Annotated in this window: 23 protein-coding genes and 1 tRNA gene; 18 read left to right on the top strand and 6 right to left on the bottom strand. The window is 41.3% G+C overall.

Annotated elements, in window-relative coordinates:
* Positions 1-13 precede the first annotated feature (13 nt).
* The 4 genes from atpG to ACFSVN_RS13020 all read left to right on the top strand — a co-directional run bounded on the left by atpG (position 14) and on the right by ACFSVN_RS13020 (position 3,093).
* Positions 14-910, top strand: a complete 897-nt coding sequence (gene atpG, locus ACFSVN_RS13005) for an ATP synthase F1 subunit gamma (RefSeq protein ID WP_390303576.1) — start codon at positions 14-16, stop codon at positions 908-910.
* A tRNA-Ser gene (locus ACFSVN_RS13010) sits at positions 910-996 on the top strand. Before atpG ends, ACFSVN_RS13010 begins: the two co-directional genes overlap by 1 nt.
* Positions 997-1,094: 98 nt before the next feature.
* The gene (locus tag ACFSVN_RS13015) at positions 1,095-2,480 is read left to right on the top strand and encodes a TolC family protein (protein ID WP_390303579.1); all 1,386 of its coding nucleotides are present in this window, start codon (positions 1,095-1,097) and stop codon (positions 2,478-2,480) included.
* A gap of 10 nt (positions 2,481-2,490) precedes the next feature.
* The gene (locus ACFSVN_RS13020; RefSeq protein ID WP_390303582.1) at positions 2,491-3,093 is read left to right on the top strand and encodes an MlaC/ttg2D family ABC transporter substrate-binding protein; all 603 of its coding nucleotides are present in this window, start codon (positions 2,491-2,493) and stop codon (positions 3,091-3,093) included.
* Here the strand turns inward: ACFSVN_RS13020 and ACFSVN_RS13025 are convergent.
* Positions 3,090-4,580, bottom strand: a complete 1,491-nt coding sequence (locus tag ACFSVN_RS13025) for an oligosaccharide flippase family protein (RefSeq protein ID WP_390303584.1) — start codon at positions 4,578-4,580, stop codon at positions 3,090-3,092. The two genes, ACFSVN_RS13020 and ACFSVN_RS13025, sit on opposite strands and share 4 nt — an antisense overlap.
* 195 nt (positions 4,581-4,775) lie before the next feature.
* On the opposite strand from ACFSVN_RS13025, the gene ACFSVN_RS13030 reads away from it, so the two are divergent.
* From ACFSVN_RS13030 to ACFSVN_RS13040, 3 genes are read left to right on the top strand one after another with little or no spacing between them, the layout of a single operon-like run.
* Complete coding sequence (locus ACFSVN_RS13030; RefSeq protein WP_390303586.1) at positions 4,776-5,813, top strand: hypothetical protein; 1,038 nt, start codon at positions 4,776-4,778, stop codon at positions 5,811-5,813.
* The gene (locus ACFSVN_RS13035) at positions 5,803-6,720 is read left to right on the top strand and encodes a hypothetical protein (RefSeq protein ID WP_390303589.1); all 918 of its coding nucleotides are present in this window, start codon (positions 5,803-5,805) and stop codon (positions 6,718-6,720) included. Before ACFSVN_RS13030 ends, ACFSVN_RS13035 begins: the two co-directional genes overlap by 11 nt.
* Positions 6,721-6,760: 40 nt before the next feature.
* The gene (locus ACFSVN_RS13040; RefSeq protein WP_390303592.1) at positions 6,761-8,203 is read left to right on the top strand and encodes a capsule assembly Wzi family protein; all 1,443 of its coding nucleotides are present in this window, start codon (positions 6,761-6,763) and stop codon (positions 8,201-8,203) included.
* 12 nt (positions 8,204-8,215) lie between these two features.
* Here ACFSVN_RS13040 and ACFSVN_RS13045 read toward each other — a convergent pair whose 3' ends face one another.
* The gene (locus ACFSVN_RS13045) at positions 8,216-9,022 is read right to left on the bottom strand and encodes a glycosyltransferase family 2 protein (RefSeq protein ID WP_390303594.1); all 807 of its coding nucleotides are present in this window, start codon (positions 9,020-9,022) and stop codon (positions 8,216-8,218) included.
* A gap of 275 nt (positions 9,023-9,297) precedes the next feature.
* On the opposite strand from ACFSVN_RS13045, the gene ACFSVN_RS13050 reads away from it, so the two are divergent.
* Together ACFSVN_RS13050 and ACFSVN_RS13055 are read left to right on the top strand one after the other, a co-directional pair.
* Complete coding sequence (locus tag ACFSVN_RS13050) at positions 9,298-10,512, top strand: glycosyltransferase (RefSeq protein ID WP_390303597.1); 1,215 nt, start codon at positions 9,298-9,300, stop codon at positions 10,510-10,512.
* The gene (locus tag ACFSVN_RS13055; protein WP_390303601.1) at positions 10,502-12,022 is read left to right on the top strand and encodes an oligosaccharide flippase family protein; all 1,521 of its coding nucleotides are present in this window, start codon (positions 10,502-10,504) and stop codon (positions 12,020-12,022) included. Before ACFSVN_RS13050 ends, ACFSVN_RS13055 begins: the two co-directional genes overlap by 11 nt.
* A gap of 14 nt (positions 12,023-12,036) precedes the next feature.
* On the opposite strand, the gene ACFSVN_RS13060 is transcribed toward ACFSVN_RS13055, so the two are convergent.
* The 3 genes from ACFSVN_RS13060 to ACFSVN_RS13070 all read right to left on the bottom strand — a co-directional run bounded on the left by ACFSVN_RS13060 (position 12,037) and on the right by ACFSVN_RS13070 (position 14,336).
* Complete coding sequence (locus tag ACFSVN_RS13060; protein WP_390303604.1) at positions 12,037-12,864, bottom strand: class I SAM-dependent methyltransferase; 828 nt, start codon at positions 12,862-12,864, stop codon at positions 12,037-12,039.
* Between the two features lie 75 nt (positions 12,865-12,939).
* Positions 12,940-13,845, bottom strand: a complete 906-nt coding sequence (locus ACFSVN_RS13065; protein WP_390303607.1) for a hypothetical protein — start codon at positions 13,843-13,845, stop codon at positions 12,940-12,942.
* A complete protein-coding gene (locus ACFSVN_RS13070) occupies positions 13,842-14,336 on the bottom strand; it encodes a hypothetical protein (RefSeq protein ID WP_390303610.1) in 495 nt (164 codons plus the stop codon). Before ACFSVN_RS13070 ends, ACFSVN_RS13065 begins: the two co-directional genes overlap by 4 nt.
* Before the next feature lie 179 nt (positions 14,337-14,515).
* Here ACFSVN_RS13070 and ACFSVN_RS13075 point away from each other — a divergent pair, with 179 nt between their 5' ends.
* The 8 genes from ACFSVN_RS13075 to ACFSVN_RS13110 all read left to right on the top strand — a co-directional run bounded on the left by ACFSVN_RS13075 (position 14,516) and on the right by ACFSVN_RS13110 (position 24,051).
* On the top strand, positions 14,516-15,223 hold the full coding sequence (locus ACFSVN_RS13075) for a DUF3047 domain-containing protein (protein ID WP_390303612.1): 708 nt from the start codon (positions 14,516-14,518) through the stop codon (positions 15,221-15,223).
* Positions 15,224-15,360: 137 nt separating this feature from the next.
* Positions 15,361-17,856: an efflux RND transporter permease subunit gene (locus tag ACFSVN_RS13080; protein WP_390303615.1), complete on the top strand. Its 2,496-nt coding sequence runs from the start codon at positions 15,361-15,363 to the stop codon at positions 17,854-17,856.
* 879 nt (positions 17,857-18,735) lie between these two features.
* On the top strand, positions 18,736-19,374 hold the full coding sequence (locus ACFSVN_RS13085; RefSeq protein WP_390303618.1) for a hypothetical protein: 639 nt from the start codon (positions 18,736-18,738) through the stop codon (positions 19,372-19,374).
* Positions 19,375-19,989: 615 nt separating this feature from the next.
* Positions 19,990-20,565 (top strand): YdeI/OmpD-associated family protein, encoded by a 576-nt coding sequence (locus tag ACFSVN_RS13090; protein WP_390303621.1) that lies wholly within the window; start codon positions 19,990-19,992, stop codon positions 20,563-20,565.
* A 67-nt stretch (positions 20,566-20,632) separates the two neighbouring features.
* On the top strand, positions 20,633-20,917 hold the full coding sequence (locus ACFSVN_RS13095; protein WP_390303624.1) for a type II toxin-antitoxin system Phd/YefM family antitoxin: 285 nt from the start codon (positions 20,633-20,635) through the stop codon (positions 20,915-20,917).
* Positions 20,908-21,192 (top strand): type II toxin-antitoxin system RelE/ParE family toxin, encoded by a 285-nt coding sequence (locus ACFSVN_RS13100; protein ID WP_390303627.1) that lies wholly within the window; start codon positions 20,908-20,910, stop codon positions 21,190-21,192. Before ACFSVN_RS13095 ends, ACFSVN_RS13100 begins: the two co-directional genes overlap by 10 nt.
* A 4-nt stretch (positions 21,193-21,196) precedes the next feature.
* Positions 21,197-21,685, top strand: a complete 489-nt coding sequence (locus ACFSVN_RS13105) for a GNAT family N-acetyltransferase (RefSeq protein WP_390303630.1) — start codon at positions 21,197-21,199, stop codon at positions 21,683-21,685.
* Between the two features lie 95 nt (positions 21,686-21,780).
* On the top strand, positions 21,781-24,051 hold the full coding sequence (locus tag ACFSVN_RS13110; protein ID WP_390303632.1) for a carbohydrate binding family 9 domain-containing protein: 2,271 nt from the start codon (positions 21,781-21,783) through the stop codon (positions 24,049-24,051).
* Between the two features lie 22 nt (positions 24,052-24,073).
* Here ACFSVN_RS13110 and ACFSVN_RS13115 read toward each other — a convergent pair whose 3' ends face one another.
* Positions 24,074-25,096: a TIGR00341 family protein gene (locus ACFSVN_RS13115; RefSeq protein WP_390303635.1), complete on the bottom strand. Its 1,023-nt coding sequence runs from the start codon at positions 25,094-25,096 to the stop codon at positions 24,074-24,076.
* A gap of 200 nt (positions 25,097-25,296) precedes the next feature.
* Between ACFSVN_RS13115 and ACFSVN_RS13120 the strand changes: the two genes are divergently transcribed.
* Positions 25,297-26,091, top strand: a complete 795-nt coding sequence (locus tag ACFSVN_RS13120; RefSeq protein ID WP_390303638.1) for an SDR family oxidoreductase — start codon at positions 25,297-25,299, stop codon at positions 26,089-26,091.
* The last annotated feature ends 14 nt before the right edge of the window (positions 26,092-26,105 follow it).

Consider the following 26,105-nt stretch of genomic DNA (forward strand, 5'->3'; position numbering starts at 1 on the left):
ATAGACATTATCGATGGCGAACCTTCGAGATATACGGAACCGGATATCATCTGTAAATAATACTCAGCAGATCACCAAGGCCATGAAAATGGTGGCTGCTGCCAAGCTTAGAAAAGCACAGGAAAAGATGACCCGAACTCGTCCCTATGCTTCCAAAATAGCGGAAGTTGCAGGGCGTTTGACAGGGTCTAATAATGTATCCAATCCTGTAATGCGTAAGCCTGAAGAAGTTGAGAACGTATTATTTATCATCGTTGGTTCTGATCGTGGTTTATGTGGTGGTTTCAATAACAACCTTTTTAAGGAAGTTGAGAAACAGCTTCATTCAAATTTTCAGAAACATCTGGATAACAAAAGTCTTTCCGTTGTAGCTATCGGTAAGAAGGCTACAGCCTACTTTAAGAAAAGGAAATATAATGTGATCGAAAGCTTTCCCGGTTTTTTTGATGACATCCAATATGATGCCACTTCATCAATAATGGAGACAGCAACTGAGCAGTTTATCAAAGGTGAATTTGATGAAGTTTATATTGCTTTTAACGAATTCAAATCCGTGATCGCTCAGAACCGAAAAGTTCAGCAAGTACTGCCAATTGACGCAGAAAATATCGGAAATGTAAAATCCGATAATGCATCTGAACAAGCTATTGATTACCTTTACGAGCCAAATTCTCAGGCGATCTTAGATCGATTGCTTCCTTTGCATCTGAACATGCAGCTATGGCGTTCAGTGCTTGAATCAAATGCTTCTGAACAGGGAGCAAGAATGACCGCAATGGACAGTGCAACTGAAAATGCGAAGGATCTTGAGAAGGAGCTTAGATTGAAATACAATCAGGCACGACAAAGCGCAATTACTACAGAAATTTCTGAAATTGTATCGGGTGCTCAGGCACTCAGTGAAAATTAGGAGAGCTGGCAGAGTGGTCGAATGCGGCGGTCTTGAAAACCGTTGAGGCCTCACGGTCTCCGGGGGTTCGAATCCCTCGCTCTCCGCTTTAAAAAATAGCCCCATTTGGGGCTATTTTTGTTTTATATATAAGATATTAAATATTATCATCGTGCATTCGTTACGCTTCAAACCCAAATACTTTATGACAGCACGAATTCTCTTTTTTACTATATCTATTCTGTATCTTTTTAATACAGCAATATATGCACAGGATACGCTGAGTATTGATTTCGATACCTTTCTGGCAAAAGCAATAGATAACTCCGGTCAGGTAGAGTACCAGCGACAGGACGTAGAACTTGCCGAGAACAGAGTTGATCAGGCCAAGGCGCAGCGTTACCTGCCGAATTTAAGCTTTGATAGTCAACATGGGCTGGTTCCCGGTGTAAAAAGTGATGATCCCAATAGGCCGGAAGACGAGTATTACCTCGATCCGAATCTGCGAAATGACTGGGACGACTGGGCAATTTTCACCCGATTCCAACTTTCAGCTGCACAGCCGGTATTCACCTGGGGTGCTATCAATAAAGCTGTTGAAGCAGCCCGATTGGGAGCGGAGGCTGCACAATATAGTTTCGAAGCCCAAAAGACTGATCTCGAGATCAGGCTGTTCGACCTTTATTTTAGCTATGTACTTGCACTTGAGATCGAACGGTTACTGGATGAAGCTCAGGATAAGGTGAACCAAATTGAGCGACAGCTGAATGACATGCAGGAAGACGGTGATTCCGATCTGGATGATTCAGAGATCTTCAAATTCGAGATCTTTAAGTCTGAATTCGAGATCCAAAAGGCCGAGGTTTTTGAGAATATGGCTTTTGTAAGGGAAACCTGGAATTATATTTTAAGAAATGATCTAAATGAGATCTACGAACCTGAAGTGCGTTTTCTGGACCCTATTTCATCAGATATTGAAACGATTGAATTTTATCAGCAAGCCGCATTTGGAAATCGCCCCGAGTTAAAGGCTTTGGAAGTTGGGAGAGAAGCTACAGAGACCTATATGTCTTCACTGAAAAAGCAGAAACTCCCGGGATTGTATTTAGCGGGTTACATCAATTTTGCAAATACTCCAAATCGTCCAAGACAGTCAAATCCCTTTATTCAAAATACTACCAATCTCTTTAACGGAGGATTTGGGTTGACCATCAGGCAAGATCTCAATTTTTTCTCCATAAAAGCATCTTTAGAACGAAGTAAAATTGAACTTAATAAAGTCACTTATGCAAAGGATGCTGCAAAAGACGGTATTTTGCTTGAAGTGAATAACAATTACAGAACGGCTTCCCTGGCCAATGTAAAAGTGGAACAAACCGATAATGCTCTTGTTACTTCCAAAAGATGGCTGAGACAGGAACAATTGGACTATGATTTTGGTATGGGTGATGCAAAGGACCTTATCGATGCTATGAGAAAAGAGCTTGAACTTAAACTTCAGCTTAAGCAGCGAATATTTGAATATAATTCTTCACTCGCCAAATTGAATAAATCGGCAGGTATCCCGTTAACAACACTGATCACAAATTGATTATATGAACATGATAAAATTTTTAGAGACAACAGTTATCACATTTTTACTCAGCCTGGTTCTTCTAAGCAGTGCTATTGCTCAGAATGCGAATGATGAGATCAGGGGTATGCTTGAAGAAAGAGACGAGCAGATCAAAGAGCTTTTAGGAGCTGAGGGAACGGAATATACTGATGCCCAAAGAGCAGAACTCAAAGAGATCATAAATGGGGTGATCGATTTTGAAGCCATGGCAAGAGAGGCTCTTGATGATACCTTCGATACAATTTCTGAGGAAGAGCGGAATGAATTTGTTGAGCTATTTTCGACCATTGTCCGTGATCAGTCACTGAACAAGCTGGATATATACCGCGCTAAAGTAACTTATACCTCTATTGAGTCTAACGATGGTGATGCCCGCATTGAAACCCTTGCTGAACTTGACAACGTGCGAACTCCTGTTAATTATGAAATGGAGCTGGAGAATGGTGAATGGGTGATCACCGATATGGAAATAGATGATGTTTCTACCGCCGGTTCCTACAACCGTCAATTTCAGCGGATCATTAATCAGAAAGGGTTTGACTCACTGATGAGCAGTCTCCGCAAAAGGGCTGAAAGGGCAAATGGCTAAAGCAGCTCTCTGATCTTGGCGATCAATCTTTTTATTTGTGAAGTACCTATCACCAAGCTATAAATACCTAAAGTGATAAGGAATAAAACTATTTTTCCTTGTATTGAATAAGACAATAAAGGAAAAGTATTGATCAAAAGGATGAATATTCCAGAAGAAATCAGGGCAGCCAGATGTGGTTTATAAATTTCTTTAAAGTATAATTTTGCCCCGCTTACATAATTTGCTTCCCAAACCTCAAGTATATTCAATAAGATCATTGCTGTTGCAGAGGATATAGCTGCACCTGTGATCCCAAGCACCGGGATCAGGATAAAGTTTAGAATGATATTCAAAGCACTTACAAAAAGGCTGTTCAACAGTGTTAGTTTTGAATGCCCGGTCATAGCTACAATATTTCCTGCAAGGCTGAAGGAACAGTAGGAATAAGGGATGAGCAGCAAAAAGTACATAAATGTAGAAGTACCCCCGTATTCCGGATGTATTATGGACAAGAGATCTTGTTTGAAGACCGCTATCAGAAGGAGGACCGGAATAGTTAATGTGGCGATCCAACCGGCTGTTCTTGAAAAATTATGGGAGAGCTTTTCGGTTTCCGATTCTTTATGAAATCGAACGATAAAAGGTGAAAAAGCGGTAGAAAAAATCCCTTTGATGGCTTTTACCTCTCGTATTATCATAGCACCCGCTCCATAGAAACCAACTACGGTAGCACTAAAACCAAAAGCTGGGAGCATAAGCACATCAATGCCTGTTATGAACCGGTTTAAAGTCATATTTATATTTTGAGGAATAGCAAAATCAAGCAACTGTTTGTCTATGCTGAAATTCCTGAATCCATACCATAATTTCTTCCAGCTAAGTTGCCTGCTGTACACCCATACTGAGATCAAAAACAGAGTAAGTTGCGTGCAAAGGTATGCAAGGGCAATGCCTTTTAGATCCGGATAAATAAACCAGAAAAATACCGCAAAGAATAAGAGCGCAATAGGCCTGATCCAGCCATTACTGAGGGCGTCATACTTCATGATCATTAAACCTTGTGTAGCGGCAAGAACCACACGCTCAAATGCCATGAAGGGTATTGCAAATAGCATAAACTTAAAAACGATGAATAATCCTGCATTGAAATCATCGGCATAGATGAACTCAAGGAGCCGTTCACCAAATAAAAAACCGAAGATCAGTACGATAACAGAAAACCCAATACTCCACCCGAATGCATTACATAATGAGCGGTAGAGGAGGGTCTGTTCACCTTTATCATCTGCATAACGAGCTACAAAAATAAGTGCCCCGTCTTTAAAGCCGGAGGTCAGAAAAGCAATAACGATCTCAACGGTGATCATGGCCGTGATGTAGATACCAAACACATCAGGACCATAAAGCCGGTTCACAAGTATCAGAAAAAGGGGAGTAGCTACCTTTCCAATCACACCTAAAAAATTGACAAAGGCGCCTTTTTGCAGTTCGGAATCTATACTCATTATTCCGGTTAAGGATTGATATTTTTTTCAACAGAGATCAAGGTAGGGATTAATAAGCAAAAAACTGAATAGATCGATGTCGCATGAATTGTTTAAAACCAAAGACTAATGCAGAAAATATTAGATGTAATTATACTCGATTAAAGTATATTAAAAGGCTATCTTTGGTTAAAAATAAGTGGTCGATATAACTTAATGCTAACACCGGTTAAAAAAGACAAGTTTGGTAAAGAAGGGTACGTGTACATAAGCTACGGGCACCCCAAATATTTGGAACACGCAGTTGCTTCTGCGACAACTCTTCGACGATACGATACAGAGCGACCAATAGCACTGGTGTGTACTGAAAACCATAAACGGCTTGTTAAAAAGCATAATCTCGACTCGCTTTTTGACTTTGTATTTGACTTACCCGAAGAACATGCTTCTATAGTTGGGTTTAAGCATAATTTCTATCAACACCTTTATTTTGAAAAGAACCTTTTTCTTGATAGCGATATTGCATGGTGTAAAGATCCCGACCGGCTTTGGATGGCTTTAGATCCATATGAGTTTACCGTAACAGGAAATTTGATCTCTGACAACTTCTTCGGGGCTCCTAAAAGCATTGGGGTACTTAAAGATATTATCTTCCTTCGTCGAAAACGTACCCTAAAAAGATTTGGACTTACCTATTTGAGCAGGGCTCAAACCGGACTCATGTATGCCTCAGACTATACATTAACCAAGAAAGCATGCGAACTTGCTAAAGAAATGCTGGATCGTAAATCCGAAACACATTTCCAGAGCCGAAAAAAGGAACAAGGGCGTACAGAGGAATCATGTGAGTGGAGTTTAGCCATGGCTATGTCGAAGCTGAATATACCGATCTATCCATGGTTCCAGGGACATACCAGTCCCCAGCTAGATTACATTAATCTGCTTACCGAGCATGATGATGAATTTGAGTACGTGAAGTGCAAATATTACTGTAACGATTTTGTGTATTCCATTCGGGGGTTAAAGACAAATTGGCTTAAGAAATTGTTAATAGGATTTTTCTCTTTGATTCCCGGAAAAGGAGACTATATGATGGTTACTCCTTATTGTTTGCATTTTGGATGGTATCATGAGAAACAACCATTTTATGAGTTTTCGGATAGGGTATGGAAACGCCTTGCTGAAGACAACAAAATAAAAGGCAAGTCATACCCCGAGGCAGAAGTAAGCGATACCTCTTCGAATGAAACTTGAAACTGATAAGAAAGAGCTTCTCAAAAAAACTGCACGGTATATTGTTCAGTTTGCTATTATTGGATACCTGGTCTACCAGCTTTATGATATTGGGTTATATGATGTACTGGAATCACTTCCCAGGATCCCGCTCTTCTACTTCCTCTATTTTGTTATTTACTTTTCCTTACCCGTAGCAGAGGTATTTATATATCGGATCAAATGGCCGATCTCTTTTAGAGATTCGTTACCTGTATTTATTCAAAAGAAAGTTCTCAATACAGATGTTGTGGGATATTCAGGAGAAGTATATCTGTATATTTGGGCAAAGAAGTACATTGGTGAAACGGCAAAAGAACTTTTCCTTTTTATTAAAGACAATAACGTATTGTCTTCTCTTGCTTCTGGGATAGTAACTCTGTTCTTGCTCATATTCTTCATCACCAAGGGCTATATCAATATTAACGAGTACATTAGCGGGATCGATCATTGGGGGTGGTTGCTGATTGCTTTGGGTGTTGTGGTCGCGGTGGCCTTAGTGTATAAATTTCGCAAGGCGATCTTTGGGCTAAGCAGGGCAGACAGTATTAAAATATTTTCATTACATGCGGGACGTATTATTTTCATAAATGTAATACAGATCTTGCAATGGCATGTGGCCCGGCCTGACATTGCTATACCGGTTTGGTTTACCTTTTCTGCAGTGCAAATTCTATCATCCCGAATCCCCTTTTTACCGAGTACCGATGTATTATTTGTGACTGTGGCACTTGAAATGTCGGGAGCGGTTTCTGTTCCAAAAGAAGAATTGGTTGGGATCTTGACAGCCAATCTGATCTTAATTCGAATTTTGAATGTTTCTTCCTACCTTGTTTCTAAGCTTTATGAACGAAAACAAGAATTTATTCCCGCTGATGAAGATCTTTAGTTCAATAATAAAAAGTAGAATGCCCGTACTCTTTTTAGGTATGGCATTCTTTTTTCAAGGACAATTAATTGCTCAATCGGACACTGAAAGACCATCCATAGATCTTATCACAGGTTTTGAATTCATGATTAACCCAGATGGTCTCAATCAAGATCTCCCTTTTTGGATGCATGCTAACAGGGATGGGAGAGTCGATCAGAATTCAGCAAATACATTAAACTACATTGAAGCCACCTCGAAGCTATTTGAGGACGAAAATTTTGATATTGAAACCGGTGTAAGTATCTCTTCCCGGATCAGCGATGACCCCTCTATTTTTTTTGATAAAGCTTATTTAGAGATCCGAGCCTTCGATTTTAAGTTCTTGGGAGGTAGGTTTATCGATCCTCTCACGAAAAAAGAAAATGAACTTTCCACGGGTTCATTCATGTACAGCCGGAATGCAACCCCCATCCCCAAAATTGCTTTTACAACAGATGGGTTCTTAGATGTCCCGGGAACCCAGGGCATTATCCGTTATAAAGGCCTCTTTGGTCATGGCTGGTTTGAAAACGACCGGTTTGTCAGAGATGCTTATTTGCACGAGAAATATTTTTACCTAAGTATTAAACATTCTTTTTATGAAGCAGTTGCTGGTATAGTTCATAATGTTCAATGGGCAGGTGTAAGTCAGGGTAGTCGAGGAAAATTGCCTTCAGGCTGGGGGACTTTTAAGGAAGTAGTGTTTGCAAGCGGCTCCAGCGATCCTGATGCACCGGGCGGAGAGCAGTCCAATGCTGTTGGAAACTCGGTAGCAGCTTATGATTTCAGCCTGGGACTTTTCTTCGATAAGGTTGACCTGAGAGCTTACCGGCTATTCTATCTTGAGGACAAGGTGTCTACTCAGTTTAGAAGTCCCTGGGATGGAGTTTGGGGCCTAAACATAAAGCCAAAAGGAACATCCTTGGTACAAAATATTTTGTGGGAGCACATCAATACAAAAAAACAGGATTCATTCGACTACGAGCCTTATGGAACAGCCAGTTATTATTATAATGGAATATATAGAACCGGCTGGACGTACGGCCGAAGGGTAATTGGTAACCCCTTGATCCTGACAGATGGTTCGGATGGTTCATCGGGCCGACCCACTTACAACAATATTATCATTGCTCACCATACAGGGTTATCAGGTAATCTAACCAACCAGCTAAATTATAAGCTGCTATATACTTTCAGCAGGAATTACGGGACTTACCCGGAGCAGATCATTCAGCCCCTTCCGCCATCAGAGTGTAATGCACGTCCTCAAACAGTATGTGCGGAACTTCGTCCTTTGGATGAGCTCAAAAAGGTAAATCATTCTTTCTATTTCGAAGTGGAAGGGAGCTCAAGCCGGCAGCCAAGATTAAACTATAACGTAGGATTGGGATTGGATTTAGGTGAACTATATACAGAAAACCGATTTGGAATAATGTTAGGTGTTGAATACAAACTATTTTAGCATTCAGATCTGCTAAAATAAATTTAGTTCTTTTGATTCTTTCCAGTATTGATCAAAGGCATCTTTCGCATTTTCAGATAATTTAAACCGGGGATGGGAGAACTGATCATTCAGTAAATGCTTGTACCATACATACTGAAAGAATGAAATAACGGAGTTTCGGATACGGCGTTTAAAGTGAACCTGTTCCCAGGTATTCTGTCCATGATAGGCACGCAGAAACAGGTAGTTGTAGGAATTTTCAAGCTTATAATATTTTTTTTCCATCCATTGTTTCAGGTAAACAGTATCCTCTGCACGTTTTGTTTCGGGATACCGAATATCGTCATTTCTTTTGTGCATTATACTTCCGGGGATCCCATCCGGTAATATACCTATGTAAGGATGTTCTATAAATTCCGGAGTATCAAGATGCATGATGGCGGATGAAAGGCAGCAGACATCGAAACCTTTATCTAAAACAGCAGCCTGTATTGCGACTCGTTCCGGGTGATACCAGTCATCATCATCCCATTGTATAAGATAATCTCCGGTAGCTGCTTCAAGACTTAAGTTTCTCAACTGCCCTAACACATAGTCATTATTGCTGTCAAGCTGGATGTATTTGATTTCAGAAGAAGGAATATCGTTGAGAAGAGGAGAGTAATCCTGACTTCCATCATCAAGTATTACCAGTTCTTTATTTTTATAAGTCTGATTTTTAAAACACTGGATAGCCCTTCGAGCCAAATGTAAGCGGTTAGCAGTTACCATAAGGCAACTAACCTTTCTTGTTTGAGTGCTTTGGTCTGTATTTAAAGATGACTTATTTGATGGCATCAAAACTCTTAAAAAAGAATGTATTAAACTTACTTTTGAAGGTATAAAAAAATGATCTACTTATTTTTATAAAATATTCATTCTCAGGTCCCCAAAATTATTATTTCTTATTTTGGTAACTTAAACATTCAAGTCGTAATCAACTTAGGTTTATATTGGCAAACCAGAAAAATGTTTTAATGATAGCCCCGTATTTTGTCCCCCGAAGACGGGTTGGGGCAATACGGCCTTTCAAGTTTTCGACTCATTTGCATGAATTTGGTTGGAGCCCCACTTTGATAGCTATTAAAAGTGATACAGGTAGCCTGACCAATCTTGAGGAAGAACTACTTAAAACTGTACAGGTTCATGAGTTAGAAACCCCACTTGACCGTACTCATAAATCCGGTGGGCAATTAGGGGAAAGTGGGGCAGAAAGTTCTCCGTCCATCTCGAAGATCATAACTGAGAATGTTTCATCTTTTATAGACCGGAACTTCCCAATTGATACCTGGCTGCCTTTCTTTTACACGAGATATAATCATATCAGGGAAATTGCCAGGGAAGCAAACCCCGATGTTATTTTTAGTACAGGAGACCCCTGGTCGGCTCATTGGGTTGCGCAAAAACTCAAAAAAGATCTATCACTGCCCTGGGTTGCAGATTTCCGTGATCCCTGGACACTTTCTAATGTAAGCCTGAAAGAGAGAACTACTTTTTCATCTGCTATGGACAGGTATTGGGAAAGAAAGGTTATGAAAACTGCCGACTGGTTAACATTCACCTCGCGAAATACTTGTAGTTTATATCAAGGTGAATACCCTTTTATAACTGACAAAAGTTCTACGATCTACAATGCTTACGACTATGCTTTGTATGAAGCGGCCAGAGAGAAGTATGAACTTCTGAATATGGAAGACCAAAACCTGAATATCATCTTTTGGGGAAAATTCAGAAAGCTATCACCTGTTGACGGTGTCATTGAAATTTTAAAGGCAGTAGAAATAACGAACCCTGATCTCGTAAAAAATATCAAGATCCACAGTTTTGGTGAGATCAGTGAAGCAGATATTGAATTGGCCCGCGGTGAAGGATTTGAGGAACAATTTATAGCTCATGAACCCATGCCACCTGAAAGTGCATTATCGGTATTGAATCAGGCTGATATACAACTCGTAAGCACTGCAATGGAAAGAAAAGATATTATCCCTGCAAAATTATGGGACTATTTAGCCGCTAATCCTCCAATTTTATCCATAGCACCGAATCCTGAGATCAGACAAATTTTAGAAGAAACAAAAAGTGGAAAGCAATATGATCTTCGAAAGGATATAGATCGGCTTGTTGAGGTACTGGTTCAGTGTGTTAATGCAAAGAGAAATGGAATACCTATACCACTTGAAAGAGCAAAAAGTGATCAAGATTTTAAACTCTATGATGCGGGATCGATCACGAAACAGCTTTCAGAACTATTTGAGCATTTGACTTCAGATAAACCACATGTCAGCTAAAAAAGAGGGCTCACTCACAGAAAAAACAGGTGTAGTAGTTTTTGCACGAATTCTGACTACAGTGATAGATCTATTGCTGGCTGTAGCTATTGTCAGGATTCTCTCCAAAACTGATTTTGCCATTATCGGCTACTTGCTGATGATCCACGAGGTAGCCCGAAATTTGGCGGTCATGGGTTTTCCGGAAAGTGTGTTCTATTATTTTGAACGATTGGGAAACAACGCCCGTCGGGGTTTTGCTTTTCAGACGATAGCCATTCTTTTGGTTACCGGTATTGTTGCAGCCTCAGCGATCATAATTTTCAATTTCTTCGTTCCAGCCTTATTAACTAATTGGCCGGAAGCATCGGTATTGGCCGTTCAGGAATTTCTACCACTGATGGCCATTGTTGCTTTATTTGAGATCCCATCCTGGCCGGTTGCTAATATATTGCTTGCGGCTGATCGCCAAAAAGATGCTGCGTGGTACGAAATTGGCACGAGCAGCCTTTCATTTATTGCTCTTATCATTCCTTTGTGGCTGGGATTTTCCCTGGGTTTCGCACTTTGGTGCCTGGTAGGATATGCTGTACTTCGATTTGTTTGCTCAATCGTATGGGTTTGGTTTGTGTTGCCCGCAGGCAGATCAATTGGATCTGATATCACGCTCACCGAACAGGCCGGTTTTTCAATTCCGCTTGGGCTGTCAGCACTGGTTGGGAAGTTCAATAAGTACATCGACAAGTTCGTGGTTTCGATATTATTGGTAGATACCGCTTATGCCGAATACAGCGTTGCAGCCAATGAAGTCCCGATCATTAAAGTAATACCATTTGCAGTGGGCTCAGTCTTGATAAGCCGTTATGTGAGCTTGAACCTGGAAGCCAAGAAGGAAGAGTTACTTGCGCTATGGTACAAAGGGATTGAAAAAGTAAGCTTACTGGTAGTCCCGCTGACTATTTTGGTGATCGTAATTGCCAATGATCTGATCCTGTTGGTGTTTGAAACAGAAGGTACTTCCTATGCAGCAGCGGTGTTACCTTTCCAGATCTATAATTTAATTGTATTGATCAGGGTCACTCATTACGGAAGCATTTTACAGGCTTTTGGTGATACAAAAGGAATTTTATATTTCAGTTTAAACCTGCTGGCGGCTAACATCATACTTAGCATACCTTTCACGTGGTATTTTGGCATTGTAGGTACAGCGCTTTCAACATTAATAGCCAACATCTACAACTGGTACATTATACTGAGACGTATTGGTAAGCACATGGAGCTTCCGGTGAGCAAAGTATTACCCTTCCCGTTTTATTTTAAAGTACTGGGCTTATCTGTAGTATCCGGAATTCCAATTTGGGTGCTGCGATTTCTCTTTATCTCACCGGAGAATAATCTGGCTGGATTAATTTTTGGGATCACGACCTTCTTAGTAATGTTTCTGGCTTTAGGAACATTTTTAAATATAATCACCAAAGAAGACTGGCGTAAATTTTTGGACTGGATCAGTCTTAAATTTCTATATAAATAGAGTGCTCGGCAGGTTTAAAAACCTCTCTTTAAAACGGCAATTCCTTTTTTACTTGGATGATATTCTAATTCGAAATCATCAAACTCACTCAGCCATTTTTCTACTACCATTGACTCAGAATCTCTGCCTGCATCATCAAGAATGATGACACACCTGGGAGCTAATTTTTCTTGTAATATGGGCAGGGCAGGATAACGAGACTGCGCCTGCATTTCATGGGGTGGGCCGTCCACAACCAGGATCTCAATGTTATCAACGTTCTTTAAAGCATCCGTGTCGTACCACTTCCAGTTTTTTCCATTTATAACATGATCTGTAAGGTTAGCATAATATGCTTTGGCGTAGTCCTGTAGTTGGTGATTGTGTAGCTCAAGGTTTGTCTTTTGTCCATATTCCTTATCATGATCAAGTGAATGAGTAAATCCTTTTCCATTTTTCTGCGTAGCATAACCGCATATAACAGTAGAAACTCCACTTCCGGCCTCAACAACCACTTCAGGTTTCAGGAGTAACAGATGTTTGAGAATGGTGGCGGCAAGGTCCGGTTTTGCAGCCCAGTGACTCATGTAAGGAAGGGGCAATCGCAGGTCTAACAGTTTATGTATGGTAGCTAAGGCCTGGTTTTGGCGCCTTTCCTCTTCGAGATCTTCTTCAGTTTTGCGATAAATATGAAACAGCCCAAAAAATAGAAATAAGACTGAAAGGGAGATCAATAGAGTAAATCCAATTAATGGGGACAGATAGAAATAGGAAAAGGTCCCAATTAATAAGAGAATAATGGCAGGAGGATAGATGTACCAATTGTCCTCATATTTAGTCTTTATATTCTGGAAATATTTCATTTAAAAGGGAGATGATTAAATTTGAAAGCTATAAAAGATAGCTAAAAAATGAGAGGGAACCGTATTCGTATTTGCTTAAACCGATCTTTCGAGCCAGGGTTTAAATTTTTGAACCATTAAATTATTCCCTGAAAAATAGGTATGTATTAAGGCAGGCCACGGATAACCGATAAGTATTAACTGTATCACGAAAGCATCAAAGCGAATATTCATAGAAAGGGTGATCCCAAGATGCATCCCGATGATGGCTGTGGCGATGTAAGGCCGGACCTTTTTAAACCACATCAGGAAACCAAAGAACTCAGTCAGAAACCCGATCAGCAGGATGATAGTAGCAACAGGAATGCTCAGCAAAGCCATTTGTTGTAAAAAATTAGGAGAAAAGGCGCCTTCTCTCGACAGAATATCTGTTCCTTTTTCTCCGATCCACAGCCAAAGATGTCTTCCATCAGCCCATAATATTCCGGTGCCTATCAGTTTTGAGATCGCGGCAGTGAAATAACCTAATCCTGTGAAAAACAGAATAGCACCAAATATAAAAGCGAATCTATCCTCTGACTTGGTAAAAAATAAATTACCAACAGCGAAACTGAGTACACTTAAGCCTATCAAATTAGCACTGTGGGGGATCTCGCCGATCGAAAACCTAGCCACGTATTGTAAATGGAACAGAACAATGATCACGGCGTAGCCCCATCGGCCTGTTACTCTGAAATAGCTGAGTACGGCGAGCACGGTTATGATGATGGCATTCCAGACAGGTAAATTATTACCATGCATGAATGAAATATCGATGTAGTTAGCAACTCCCAATGGCAGCACCACATCTATAATTTTCAGGGTATAAAGTCCCCAGTACCAGGAAAGATGAATGGTTTCAATGACGATGAACAATTCGAAAAGCTTAAAAAATAACAGGCGGGCTTCCCGGGTTTCTTCAGGATATTCAAAAAGATTTTTTTTCAGGGTATCTAACATCATTGACTGAAATATGCAGCAGAATCAAGTTTGGGGTTGTAATAGGTAGAATCTTTTGTGAAATAGATGAAAGGGGTATAAGTGATCTCTACCTGATCTTGCTCTGAAAGCTTGCCGTTTACCTTATAAACTAAAAGGTTTTTAGTTTCAAGCTCACCTTCACCCAGCATGAAGCGTAAAGCTTGCAGCCTTTTTCTATTCCATTCTTTTGTCTTAACTACGAAATTAGAAAAATCAATTTGATCAACACCTATATTTTTAGTTCCAATAGGATTACCTTCAATATCATCTAAACCGGTAATATCCCAGTCGATATCTTTTTGTGAAGGTGGTATTTCCGTCAGTAAGGCTCTTGTCCAGGGATTTCCCGCCTGAGAAAACATAGGATAAATACTGAATGGCCAAAATTCACCAAGATGAGTAGCCACAAGAAGTGCGTTTACCAAAAAAACAACTCCCAATACGCGCATGGCTTTTTTTGAATTCGTCTTCATTAAGTAATTAATAAGTTTTAGCTTAAAATAAAGTTTTAAGTAGTTTTTGTTGTAAAATTGGCATCAAATTAATTCGTACCCAAATGCGTTAGTTAACCGGAGATCAAACTTTTTTACTCTCATTATCTGCCAAAAAAATTAGTAAGTAAACTATGATAATAAGGACATTCCTTTTTTTGATGATTTTAACGTCAATCAATTCTATAATATATGCACAAAATGAAACATTTGTCATTGAAAACTTTGAGGATGAAACCATAGATTCTTTGCCCAAAGGATGGTATAACATGAGAGGAGAAGCCCAGCCTTATACCTACACCGGTGAAAACAGAGCGGCTTATAAATACTCGATCCAGGAAGAGGATGGAAATAAATTCCTGCGATATGAAGGGGTGATAGCAAAGCACCTTAATTTTCCGCTTATTGATAAAGAAGGAGTGAATATCAAAGAGACTCCAATTCTATCCTGGAAATGGAGAGTGTATGATATCCCGGAAGGAGGTAATGAGGATTCCAAAGACCGGAATGATGTTGCGGTAAGTATATATGTGGTTTTTGAGATGAACAGGGTAGCACTGATAAAGAAAGTCCCCCGTTCAATCCGCTATACCTGGAGCAGCACTTTGTCGGAAGGAGCCCAATATTCAAAATTATTTGGTAATCAAAGGATCATAGTTGTTGAGTCTGGCAAAGAGAATCTCGGTGAATGGATCACATTTGAGCGAAATATTGTGCAGGATTATAAAGATCTATTTGGTGGCAACCCGCCATCACAGCCTATCGCTATTTTAATATTAAGTGATGGTGATGATACCAGGTCTTACATAAAGGCAGACTATGATGATATCATCCTGAAAAAGGAAAAGCCGGAAACTGATCTCAAATGAACTGATCAATTTGGTTTGCAAGGAATGAATGGAAAATTGGAGGACGACGTTTTTTTAAATTCAAAAATAAAAATTAGTAAATTAGGCACTTGTTTATCAGCGACTACATCCTATAAAGTCCGGGGCCGGATCGTTTAATGAAAAATATTCTTACTCTATTAAAGCCGATACTAAAATTTAATTATTCCCATCCGTACTGGGTGATCATTGTTAGCTTGATCATTGCTGCAGTGAGTGGATTTTACGCCATTCAGCTCCGTATTGACACCGATATTGCAAACCTGCTGCCCGAGGATAACCCCAATGTACTTGCGCTCGACAGGATGAATGAGACCGTAGGCGGGGAAACTGAGATGCAGGTGGTGATCAACTCGCCGAGTTTTGAGGCAAATAAAGCTTTTGCCGAAGACCTGATCGAGCGCTCTCTTGAGCTCTACTATCCAAGATATGAGGATAATTATTTCAAAAGGGCAGAGTTCAGACGGGAAACGGAATTCACCAAGAATAATGCGCTGTACCTGGCCAGCGATGCCGAACTCAATGATATCATAAGCTGGCTCGAGGATGAAATTGAGCAGGCTAAAGAAGAGGCCAACCCTTTTTATTTTGACCTGGGCGATGAAGAGGAAGAAGAGGACACGAGAACCGATGACTTTGAAGAAAGTTACAACACGCTGGTTCCTACCGAGTATCCGATCAGTCCGGACAGCACCATCATGGTGGTGAAGTTTTTCCCGACCGGATCAAAGAGTGATATTCAGTATCTCGAAGATATGTTTGCGGAATATGACAACTTGCTGGCCTCTATTGAGCCGGCCACCTATCACCCCGAAATGGAAGTCCGTTTTGGAGGAAGGCTGAAGCGCCACCTCGAAGAATTGACCTCCATCATGGATGATGTGCTCGGGAGTTTTGCCACCGGGATCAGCAGTGTGATCTTATTAGTGATGTTCTATTTCTTCATCAAGAAATACCTGCATTATCGCAAAGGAACAAGGGGGCAGGGGAAATACTCGTTTTGGTCGCACGTGTTGAGGATGCCGGTACCTGTACTTGTTATCGGAATTCCGCTGCTTATCAGTTTGGTATGGACCTTCGGCATCACCTACTTCTATCTGGGGATGTTGAATACGATGACCTCCGTGCTTTTTGTGATCCTGTTTGGCCTGGGAATTGATTACGGCATTCACTTCTATGCGCGATACATTGAGTTGAGATCGTCCGGAATGAATCCGTTTGATGCCATTATGAGGACCAACGAGAAGACCGGAGAAGCGATCGTTGTTTCGGCTTTCACCACAGCAGCCGCATTGTATATTTTGATGTTCGCTGACTTCCGCGGATTCTCCGAGTTCGGATTTATTTCAGGAACAGGGATATTGCTGGCTTTATTTGGAATGCTTTACATTATGCCGGCCTTGCTGGTCATCCTGGATGAACGCTGGAACTGGATCCTGATCAGCGATGAGAAAAAGGAAGAATATACCGGAGTACACCGATATCCGTTTTCAAAGACCATTGTTACCGTTGGTTTGGTAGCTTCCGCCGTGGTGGTTGGATTTAGCGGGAACTTGAGCTTCCAATATGATTTTGGAGAACTGGAGCCGAAATTCCCGGAGTATGAGGAATTCAGATCCTTTGCCGGACAGGTAGAAACTTCCAGCAAAAGAAACCCGGCCTATATTGTAGCCGATAATGACGATCAGGTGCAGGAGATCACGGAGATCCTGAACGAACGTGCCCGAACCGATACCACTTCCCCCACCATTGAAAGCGTGGAAACCCTGCAGGAACGGTACCCCTCAACCGAAGCAGCCGAGCAGGAGAAATTGGAGAAAATTGCTGAGGCCAGGGAATTACTGCAAGATCCTTTTCTTGTAGACCGGGAAGACGAAGAGCTCGATAAACTCCGTCAGGCTGCACAAACAACCGAACCTTTTGGCATCGATCAGATCCCGGATTACCTGAAATCCCGCTTTGTAACCAAAGACGGTGAAGTTGGGCGCTTTGTGATCATCTATCCGTCCGTGGGATTATCGGATGGCCGACAGTCTATTGCTTTTAAGGATGATGTAAGTGTGGTGACCCTGGACAGCGGGGAGAAATTCTATGCAGCCAGCACCTCCATTGTGGCCGCTTCCATGTTAGACCTCATGCGCACGGAAAGCCCGTATATGGTAGCCGCTACCTTCATTTTCATCTACTTCTTTATGCTGTTTTCCTTCCGCTCCTTCCGGTGGTCGCTTATAGCCATGCTGCCGCTGCTGGTAGGATTACTCTGGCTGTTCGGGATCATGATGATCTTTGGGCTGCAGTTCAACTTCTATAACCTGGTGGTGCTTCCTGCTATTCTGGGGATAGGGGAGGACAGTGGCGTTCACCTGGCTCACCGGTACCGAGAAGAAGGGAAGAACAGCATGTGGCAGGTTCTGTCCAGTACCGGGCAGCATATAACCATGGGCTCGGTAACCACCATGCTTGGTTTTGCGGGATTACTCTTTACCAACCACCCCGGTCTCCAATCCATAGGGATCATGGCCGTACTTGGAATTGCGATGACCCTGCTGACCTCCATTACCTTTCTGCCCGCCCTAATCCAATGGCTGGAAGACAAAGACTGGATCCGTTTCTGATAAGCTAACAGCAAATTTTTGATCTCCATCTTTCGGGCCTTGCCCGGGTGATGGAGAGGAGCTGCGAACTCCTTTGTTTGATCAGACTGCATTTGATACGAAACAGCCATCCATCACCCCGCCTGAAGCTTTTCATACAGTTTGCCCTGCCTGACCAGCAGAAAGATGGATTCGCTGAGATCTCCGCCTAAATAATTGATTTTTCTTTTTTAGAAAGAATTCTGCACATTCTGGTATCATACTATGCGACGGGGTACTACGACATTCTCTTCGCATAAAAACTAAAAGAATGTACTCGGGGTCTCTAAAGACTGTTTATAGAAGATTATATGACGTTTTATAAGATAGCCCTTGTCGCATATTAATATGTTATAGAACTTTCAGAAAAAACTAAGATTCTTAATGAAGTTTAAAAAAACTGATCATTGGACAAATAAACAAAATCAGGAGGGGCTATTTTTTTCAGTCAAATTATTGACGAATCATTATTTGATTACAGTTTAGATAGTTATAAGCCTCAAGCTCTAAATACACGTTTATTATGTATAGAAGCAATTCAAACAATTTCACATATTGATAATGGATTGATTAAAAAACCAAATCTCAGGTCAATAATTGAAGAACTAAAATGGAGTTTACAATCTGATTTAGCTGCAAGATTTATACTCGACGATAAATATGAACATTACATATCTCGACTAAATATTTATTCAAATACAAATAGTCTTAAGAATGTAATTGAGCTATTATATGAGCATCTGAATGAAAAAGTTTATCTTGAAACAATAAAAAAATTGTTAATTGATAAAATACCTGATGCAAGGGAAAAAGAGGCTATTTATTCGTTAACTCATGTTTTGTTAACAGAGCTAATAAATTATGGTTACTCACCTGGTTACATTTATTACTTTAATAATAAATTTTTCTTTAATAGAAACTCAAAAGTCAGTGACACTGACCCATCTAATTTTTTCAAAAATTTTAGTTTTCAGAGGAAAAAGTTCAAGGTTATTTATAAAGGGGACAAATTATTTACTGAATCTTTTTACGTTTTACCATCACGAAAACAGGCCGCTAATCTCTGATAAAGCATTAATAATTAATGAATATGACGGATCAAAGATTGTTCTTGAAAAGCCTCTAAAATCAATTATTAAAAAGCAGGACGTTAAACCCTTAACGGCTGTAGCAAAAGTTAAAAAGCTTTTTGATTCATTAGACTTGCCTAAAGAGACAATATTTCGGATTTCACGTGCCGTTGACCTGCATAGTGTTGCTCTTGAAACAAATGAAATTGATAATAAACTACTAAGTCTTTGGACTGCAATTGAAACATTAATTCAAAAAGATGTATCGAGTGGAAAAGATCGAATTATTCAAATTATAGATGGTATCACTCCATTCGAAAGCAATAATTATTTCAATCGTATCCTATCTCAAATTAAGTCTGACTTTTGGCATTACGATGAAAAATTATCAAAAGATATCTTCAATAGAATTAAGATCGATAAAAAATAAAGTTTGTTAAACAATATTGCCGCTCTAATCTGTACAAAAGAAAATAAAGAAAATAGAGAGTACGCTTATTCAAAAATTAAAGACTTTCCACTATTAAGGTGGCGGATGTTTATGCTTTCAAAAACATTCGGAAATGGCAAGAATGCTTTATCACTAATTAATACACATAATCAAAAAGTGAAATGGCAAATTCGTAGAATATATAGAGTTCGAAATCTTATTTTGCACTCTGGCTTCCGACCATCTTACACAAATATTCTAGTTGAAAATTTTCATGATTATTTTGACTCATTAATGAATTCATTTATTGATTCAGCTATAAGTGAGAAAAAAATAAAGAGAATTAGCCATGGCATACTTGAATATACAATGAGGACTGAATTATATTTAGTTTTGCTAGAAAAATATAAAGACAGCGAAACTAATCTCAGCAATTATAAACAGAGTATTTTCGGTTCTAAAAGTACCTAATCACGTTCTATAACAATGCGTTTTAAATCGGACGCGGACGGGGTGTAATGGAACTTGATTGCCAGGAATTAATTTTGCTACTTCAAAGAAATTATAATCCCCACACCGTTTAAACGCAGGGTCGATACCTAGGAATCTAATTTCATGCCTGAACCCGATCCATCGAAAATCATGTCTTTTACAGAGCCGAAAGATCTCGGTTTGTGGCTCGAGGTGAATCATGCCACCGAAAGTGAGCTGTGGGTGAAGATATTCAAGAAAAAGACCGGCATTCCGAGCGTTACCTGGGACGAGGTTGTGTTTGAGATACTGTGCTGGGGCTGGATCGATAGCATAAAGAAGTCAATCGATGACCAAGCCTATCTCCAGCGGATCACTCAAAGAAAAGCGCGAAGTAACTGGTCGAAAAGGAACAGAGAGCATGTTGAGCGTTTGATAAACGAGGGGCGAATGAAAGAGTCTGGACTCGTGCATGTTCGTGCCGCCAAAGCAGACGGCAGATGGGAGAAAGCATATGTGGCAAGTGAAATGAAAGTACCGGCTGATTTCCTCGAAGCACTGGAGGGCAAGCCAAAGGCGAAACAGTTTTTTGAAACGCTCATTAGATCGAGTCGCTATGTCATAGCGTACGGATTGAAAAGTGCGAAGAAACCCGAAACCAGAAAAAGGCGTTTTAAAAAATTCATAGACATGCTTGCCCGCAAAGAAAAGCCGACTTAGCCTTCATTGGTTCTCAAAACACATTTCAGTATATTATCAGTACTTTAAAAAACTTTAAATGTACCATATGAATATTTCCCTGACCAATGATATAGAGCCTCTCTCTGAGTTTCGGAAAAGATCTGCTGATTTTGTGAAACGCTTAAAAAAGGATAAACAGCCTATCGTACTGACTCAACATGGGAAAAGTGCTGCGGTTTTAATGGATGTGTCAGAATATGAGCGGTTCACAAAAAAAATGGAAATGCTGGAAGATCTGCTTGAAGCCAAACAACAGGTGGAACAAGGCAAGACCTATTCTATGGATGAAGCAAAAAAAAGGATCGAAAGTCACCTTTCTAAATGGAAGTAATTTTTACCGATCGGTTTTTAACACGGGTTGAAGAGTGTACAGATTATATCGCTTTAGACCATGTTCCTACGGCTATCGAATGGGCCGAAGGTGTTTTTGAGCATTGTGAGCAACTTAGAACACAGCCCGATAGCGGAAGAATGATCCCGGAGTTTAACCGGCCGGAGAGAAAAGAACTTATCCATAATTATCGCCTGGTGTACGAGTTAAAACCAAATCGGGTAGACATGCTTACCATTTGGCATACAAGTCAGATGTTACCTAAAAAACCTTAACCTCATGAACATCCGAGAAGCCACAACCGAAGACTTCGACCAGATCTGGCCCATATTCCATGAGATCGCTTCGGCCGGGGAGACCTATGCTTACCCGCGGGACATCACCAAAGAGCAGGCCCGGAAGTTCTGGATGGAGAAGCCGGAGAAGACCTATGTTATTGAGGACGATGGGGATATCATGGGGACGTATTATATCAAGACCAACCAGCAAGGCCCGGGAGATCATGTGTGCAATTGCGGCTATATGGTTGCATCAGAAGCGAGGGGGCGCGGACTTGCCACGGCCATGTGTGAACATTCTCAGGAGAGGGCACTGGAACTTGGCTATAAGGCCATGCAGTTCAATTTCGTGGCATCCAGTAATGAAGGTGCCATAAGGCTCTGGCACAAGCTTGGCTTTACAACCGTGGGCCGGCTGCCAAAAGCCTTTCACCATCCCGCAAAGGGCTACATTGATGCACTGGTCATGTACAAGTGGCTGGACATCTGACAAGCTCCTTAACTTGAAACAACTTTTATAAAACGCCACTCTGCAAACCGCGTATTTTAGGCTGAAATTATCATCTACAGTTGCCGGAATTCTTCATGCCTTTTGTTACCGATCGCAGTTTAGCATCAGCTTTATTTTTTACTTTCTTAGCCGGATTCTTATCTGATCTGAATGCTCAGGGATCTGATTCTCCGGATCAATTCTCCTACGAACCGTATCAAATTGAAGAAGATTTTGATCTTAGCGGTTTAATGGATCATCCTTACTGGGGACAGGCTCCCGCTACTCAGTTATACCATCAACGACAGCCTAATGATGAACGTCCTGCACCCGTAGCAACTGAGGTGAAAGTACTGTACAGCAAGACCCATCTTTATATCGGATTCAAGAGTGAAGATCCTGAACCTGATAAGATCCGTGCGAATATAACCGACCGGGATGGTTTTTTCGGAGATGACTATGTGGGAGTGATCCTCGATACCTATGCAAACAATCAGGAGGCCTACGAATTTGTGGTAAATCCGCTGGGAGTTCAAATGGATGCAACACGAACGGCCAGCTCAGAGGATTTTAATTTTGACGCCCTGTGGTATTCCGCTGCAAACATTACGGATGATGGATACACTGCTGTAATGAAGGTCCCATTCAAAAGTTTTAGTTTTCCGGACCGTGATATTCAGAACTGGTCTATACAATTTATTCGTAATTATCCGAGGGAGAACCGGTATCAGCTATCGTGGACAAATGTAAAACTGGATAATCCCTGTCTGCTTTGCCAAAGCGGGTCACTGAAAAACATCGAAGGCATTGAGAGTTCAAAGACCATAGAAATTTTACCTTATGCAGCAGCCACTCAAAGTGCTGCCATCAATGATCCCACGGACCGAAATTCCGGGTTAAACAATCAGCCTCCGGAAGCAAAAATAGGAGGGAGTATCTCTTATTCCCCATCCACTTCAAGTACCCTGGAAGCGGTGGTCAACCCTGATTTTAGTCAGGTTGAAACAGATGCGGCACAGATCAGTGTGAACCAAACGTTTGCTCTTTATTTCTCAGAAAAGCGCCCATTCTTTGTTAAAGGCTCAGACCTGTTCAGCACTCGGGAAGATCTGTATTACTCCCGAACCATCAATAATCCGCTGGCTGCTGCAAAATACACCCAAAAGAGTGATAGCTACAGTATTGCCTTTTTATCTGCTTACGACCGTAACACCCCGTTCATTGTTCCGGGAAGGGAACGCAGTTTATTGATACAAACGGAAGAAAGATCATACAGTACTATTTTAAGAGCTAAATATAATTTTGGGAATGAGTCGCAGTTTGGGGGGCTTTTAACAACCCGAAATTATGGCAGCGGTTTTAATTATGTGGGAAGTATTGACTGGGATCTGCTGCTATCATCAAACTATTATTTCAGAGGACAAGCGGGCTACTCTAAAACCAGGGAATTAACTAATGCTGCGCTTCATGAAGATACCCGAACCTTTGGCAATACCGGATATACCGCTACATTTGATGGGGAAGAGTATTCCGGAACCTTGATAAATACTGAATTTGCCCGCGAAGCTAAATACTATGACTTTTCATTTGAATACAAAGCTTTTTCGCCGACATTTCAGACCCAGAATGGATTCATAAACCGAACCAATCGGCGTGAAATAGGGGCCAGCCAAAGCATTACCTACTATCCTGATAACCGTATTCTTTCACAGGGATCTTTAAGTACGACCGGAACCTGGCGGTATGATTCTCAGGGGAATTTTTACGAGCGTTATGTCTTTGTCAGGTTGAATAACAGCCTGGGCGGGCAGAATAATTTGAACCTGAATTTCCTGCCATTGAATGACGAGAGATTTCGGGGAATCATGTTCAGGAATCTTTACCGCGGCACCATCAGTTTCAGCTCGAATACCTGGGATATTTTTTCATTTGGGACGAGACTGGAAATCGGTCGGAATATCAATCGTGCCGGAACCCCAAGGTTAGGTAAAGGATATAATTTTTCTGCGGATGCTACTTTGAAACCTACCCCGCGTTTTAGAATGACCCTCGACTATAGTTATTCAAAACTATCGGCAGTGGACTCAGGTGAGACCTTCTACAGTGGCGATATCTATAGGTTGAATACGCGCTATAACTTCACTAAAAAGCTGTTTCTTCGATTCATCACAGAGTACGATTCATTTAATGAACAAATTCAGTTCTACCCGCTTTTTTATTACAAAGCCAATGCCTTTACAAAGTTCTATTTCGGCATGACGAATTATATCACTGATTTTGATACTTCAATAAACAACGGATTCAGGGATTACAGGCAGACCAACCGGGAGTTCTTCATCAAGTTTCAGTACCTGATCAGAAGCTGATAAATCCCTTGTCGGAAGCAGATCACAAAAACTCAAAATAGATAATGACAGAAAGCAGGATCAACAGACTGACCCAGATCAAAATAGCGTAACGGCTTAATTCTTCGCCTTCCCTTTGTTCAATGAAACTGTGGGGTTTTATTCCCTGAAGCAGAAAGGTCAGTACTCCCGCCAGGTTGATACAGATGATATAGGTCACGGTCAGTAATCCTGCCCCATAAGCCATTTCATACATGCCGCTGCCCAGAAGTAAACCGGTAGCCACCATCGGTGGAAGTAAAGCAACGGCCACCATCACTCCGATCACGGCAGCAGAGATCCCCCGGGTAAAGGAAAGACATCCGGCCACACCGGCCGCAAGTCCCAAAGCAATATCCGCATAACTGACCACCGTTCTTGAACTGATCTCGGAGACCGATGGGTCGATCTCAATTAAAAGCCCCATCAAAACAGAAAGACTGATACCCAGGGTAAACCCATAGAAAATGGACTTCATCGATCGCTTGAGAAGTGCCTTATCCCCAAGAGTGGTTGCTAAAGCCAGCCCTACATTTGGCCCCAGAATGGGCGCTATCACCATAGCGCCTATCACCATGGCTGCGTTATCGCGGATCAGTCCATTGGCAGCTACCACGCAAGACAGGGCGATCAATACCAGATACACCCAGGAAAAATCAACGACTTTCTTTATCTCTTCATACAGTTCTTCTCGTGAAATTCGGGAGACGCGCTCATCGTCTTTTTCCTTTTCCGCCTTCCGGTTTTTTTGATCTTCTTCGCTCTCTTCTTCTTCGGTTTTGGAGGGAAGGGTCGCTGATATGGGAAGCAGGATCACCCTGTAATCGTCCCGCCCTGCAAACCTTGATTCAAGTTCACCGAGAATTTTCTCCGTCAGCTCTACTTCAGCCAGCAGATTAACGACCACTCGGTCCTCCTCAGACTCAGACCTGTCGATCCAGGAGTCAACGATATCGTCCTCGTTTATGAGACTTTTTGGATCATCGAATCCATTTGGCGGTAATATTTTTATAAGTCGTAAGGCCATCTGACAATCTATTAATTAGGACAGCAATAATAATATATAATCCCGTTTCATCGAAAAAATAATATAGCTATCCTTGCACCGATAAATTTAAAAAAACAGATCATCGTCCTTGTCGCGGGAGTCGTAGCAGATCAATAATGCTAAACCTTTTACCGGTTGTAGCGTAGCAGGGCGAAAAGTTTATGACAAAAGAACAATTCATGAGATTAGAGAACAAAATAGCTTTGATAACAGGGGCCGCCCGTGGTATAGGACAAGCAACTGCGGAGTTATTCCATAAGAAAGGTGCGACTGTAATTATAACGGATATCCGAGACGATGAAGGCAGCTCACTGTCCAAAAAGTTAGGAGGGAAAGCGGAATATCTGCACCTGGATGCCGGTGACGAAAATAACTGGGTTACTGCGGCAGAGCACATCATCGAGAAATATGGACGTCTTGACGTTTTGGTAAATAATGCCGGGATCACCGGGTTTTTAGAAACTTCGGGACCTTTTGATGCAGAGCTTGTCGACCTCGAGTCCTGGAATGAAGTACACCGGGTTAATGCAACAGGTACCATGCTTGGCTGCAAATATGCGATACGGCTTATGAAGGAAAACGGCGGAAGCATTATAAATATCTCTTCAAGAAGCGGTGTTGTGGGGATACCGGCCGCGGTAGCCTATGCATCAAGCAAGGCTTCCGTAAGAAATCATACGAAGAGTGTGGCGCTGTACTGTGCTGAAAAAGGGTATAATATCAGGTGTAACAGTATCCACCCGGCAGCTATTATGACCCCCATGTGGGAAACCATGCTTGGCGAAGGAGAGCAACGGCAGCAAATGATCAAAGACATTGAATCCGGAATACCTTTAGGGCATTTCGGAGAACCGATGGATGTTGCCTATGCCAACTTATACCTGGCCGGTGATGAGAGCAAATACATCACCGGGATCGAACTTACCATTGACGGCGGAATATTGGCAGGAAGCGAAGCGAAACCGAAAGAGTAAGGGAAAGTGCCGGG

The sequence above is a fragment of the Gracilimonas halophila genome (genome assembly GCF_042684365.1).
Lineage (GTDB): Bacteria > Bacteroidota > Rhodothermia > Balneolales > Balneolaceae > Gracilimonas > Gracilimonas halophila.

Coding starts and splice junctions, on each gene's coding strand:
- atpG (WP_390303576.1), top strand. CDS start 14: ATGGCGAACCTTCGAGATATACGGAACCGGATATCATCTGTAAATAAT.
- ACFSVN_RS13015 (WP_390303579.1), top strand. CDS start 1,095: ATGACAGCACGAATTCTCTTTTTTACTATATCTATTCTGTATCTTTTT.
- ACFSVN_RS13020 (WP_390303582.1), top strand. CDS start 2,491: ATGATAAAATTTTTAGAGACAACAGTTATCACATTTTTACTCAGCCTG.
- ACFSVN_RS13025 (WP_390303584.1), bottom strand. CDS start 4,580: ATGAGTATAGATTCCGAACTGCAAAAAGGCGCCTTTGTCAATTTTTTA.
- ACFSVN_RS13030 (WP_390303586.1), top strand. CDS start 4,776: ATGCTAACACCGGTTAAAAAAGACAAGTTTGGTAAAGAAGGGTACGTG.
- ACFSVN_RS13035 (WP_390303589.1), top strand. CDS start 5,803: ATGAAACTTGAAACTGATAAGAAAGAGCTTCTCAAAAAAACTGCACGG.
- ACFSVN_RS13040 (WP_390303592.1), top strand. CDS start 6,761: ATGGCATTCTTTTTTCAAGGACAATTAATTGCTCAATCGGACACTGAA.
- ACFSVN_RS13045 (WP_390303594.1), bottom strand. CDS start 9,022: ATGCCATCAAATAAGTCATCTTTAAATACAGACCAAAGCACTCAAACA.
- ACFSVN_RS13055 (WP_390303601.1), top strand. CDS start 10,502: ATGTCAGCTAAAAAAGAGGGCTCACTCACAGAAAAAACAGGTGTAGTA.
- ACFSVN_RS13060 (WP_390303604.1), bottom strand. CDS start 12,864: ATGAAATATTTCCAGAATATAAAGACTAAATATGAGGACAATTGGTAC.
- ACFSVN_RS13065 (WP_390303607.1), bottom strand. CDS start 13,845: ATGATGTTAGATACCCTGAAAAAAAATCTTTTTGAATATCCTGAAGAA.
- ACFSVN_RS13070 (WP_390303610.1), bottom strand. CDS start 14,336: ATGAAGACGAATTCAAAAAAAGCCATGCGCGTATTGGGAGTTGTTTTT.
- ACFSVN_RS13075 (WP_390303612.1), top strand. CDS start 14,516: ATGATTTTAACGTCAATCAATTCTATAATATATGCACAAAATGAAACA.
- ACFSVN_RS13080 (WP_390303615.1), top strand. CDS start 15,361: ATGAAAAATATTCTTACTCTATTAAAGCCGATACTAAAATTTAATTAT.
- ACFSVN_RS13085 (WP_390303618.1), top strand. CDS start 18,736: ATGGTTACTCACCTGGTTACATTTATTACTTTAATAATAAATTTTTCT.
- ACFSVN_RS13090 (WP_390303621.1), top strand. CDS start 19,990: ATGCCTGAACCCGATCCATCGAAAATCATGTCTTTTACAGAGCCGAAA.
- ACFSVN_RS13095 (WP_390303624.1), top strand. CDS start 20,633: ATGAATATTTCCCTGACCAATGATATAGAGCCTCTCTCTGAGTTTCGG.
- ACFSVN_RS13100 (WP_390303627.1), top strand. CDS start 20,908: ATGGAAGTAATTTTTACCGATCGGTTTTTAACACGGGTTGAAGAGTGT.
- ACFSVN_RS13105 (WP_390303630.1), top strand. CDS start 21,197: ATGAACATCCGAGAAGCCACAACCGAAGACTTCGACCAGATCTGGCCC.
- ACFSVN_RS13110 (WP_390303632.1), top strand. CDS start 21,781: ATGCCTTTTGTTACCGATCGCAGTTTAGCATCAGCTTTATTTTTTACT.
- ACFSVN_RS13115 (WP_390303635.1), bottom strand. CDS start 25,096: ATGGCCTTACGACTTATAAAAATATTACCGCCAAATGGATTCGATGAT.
- ACFSVN_RS13120 (WP_390303638.1), top strand. CDS start 25,297: ATGAGATTAGAGAACAAAATAGCTTTGATAACAGGGGCCGCCCGTGGT.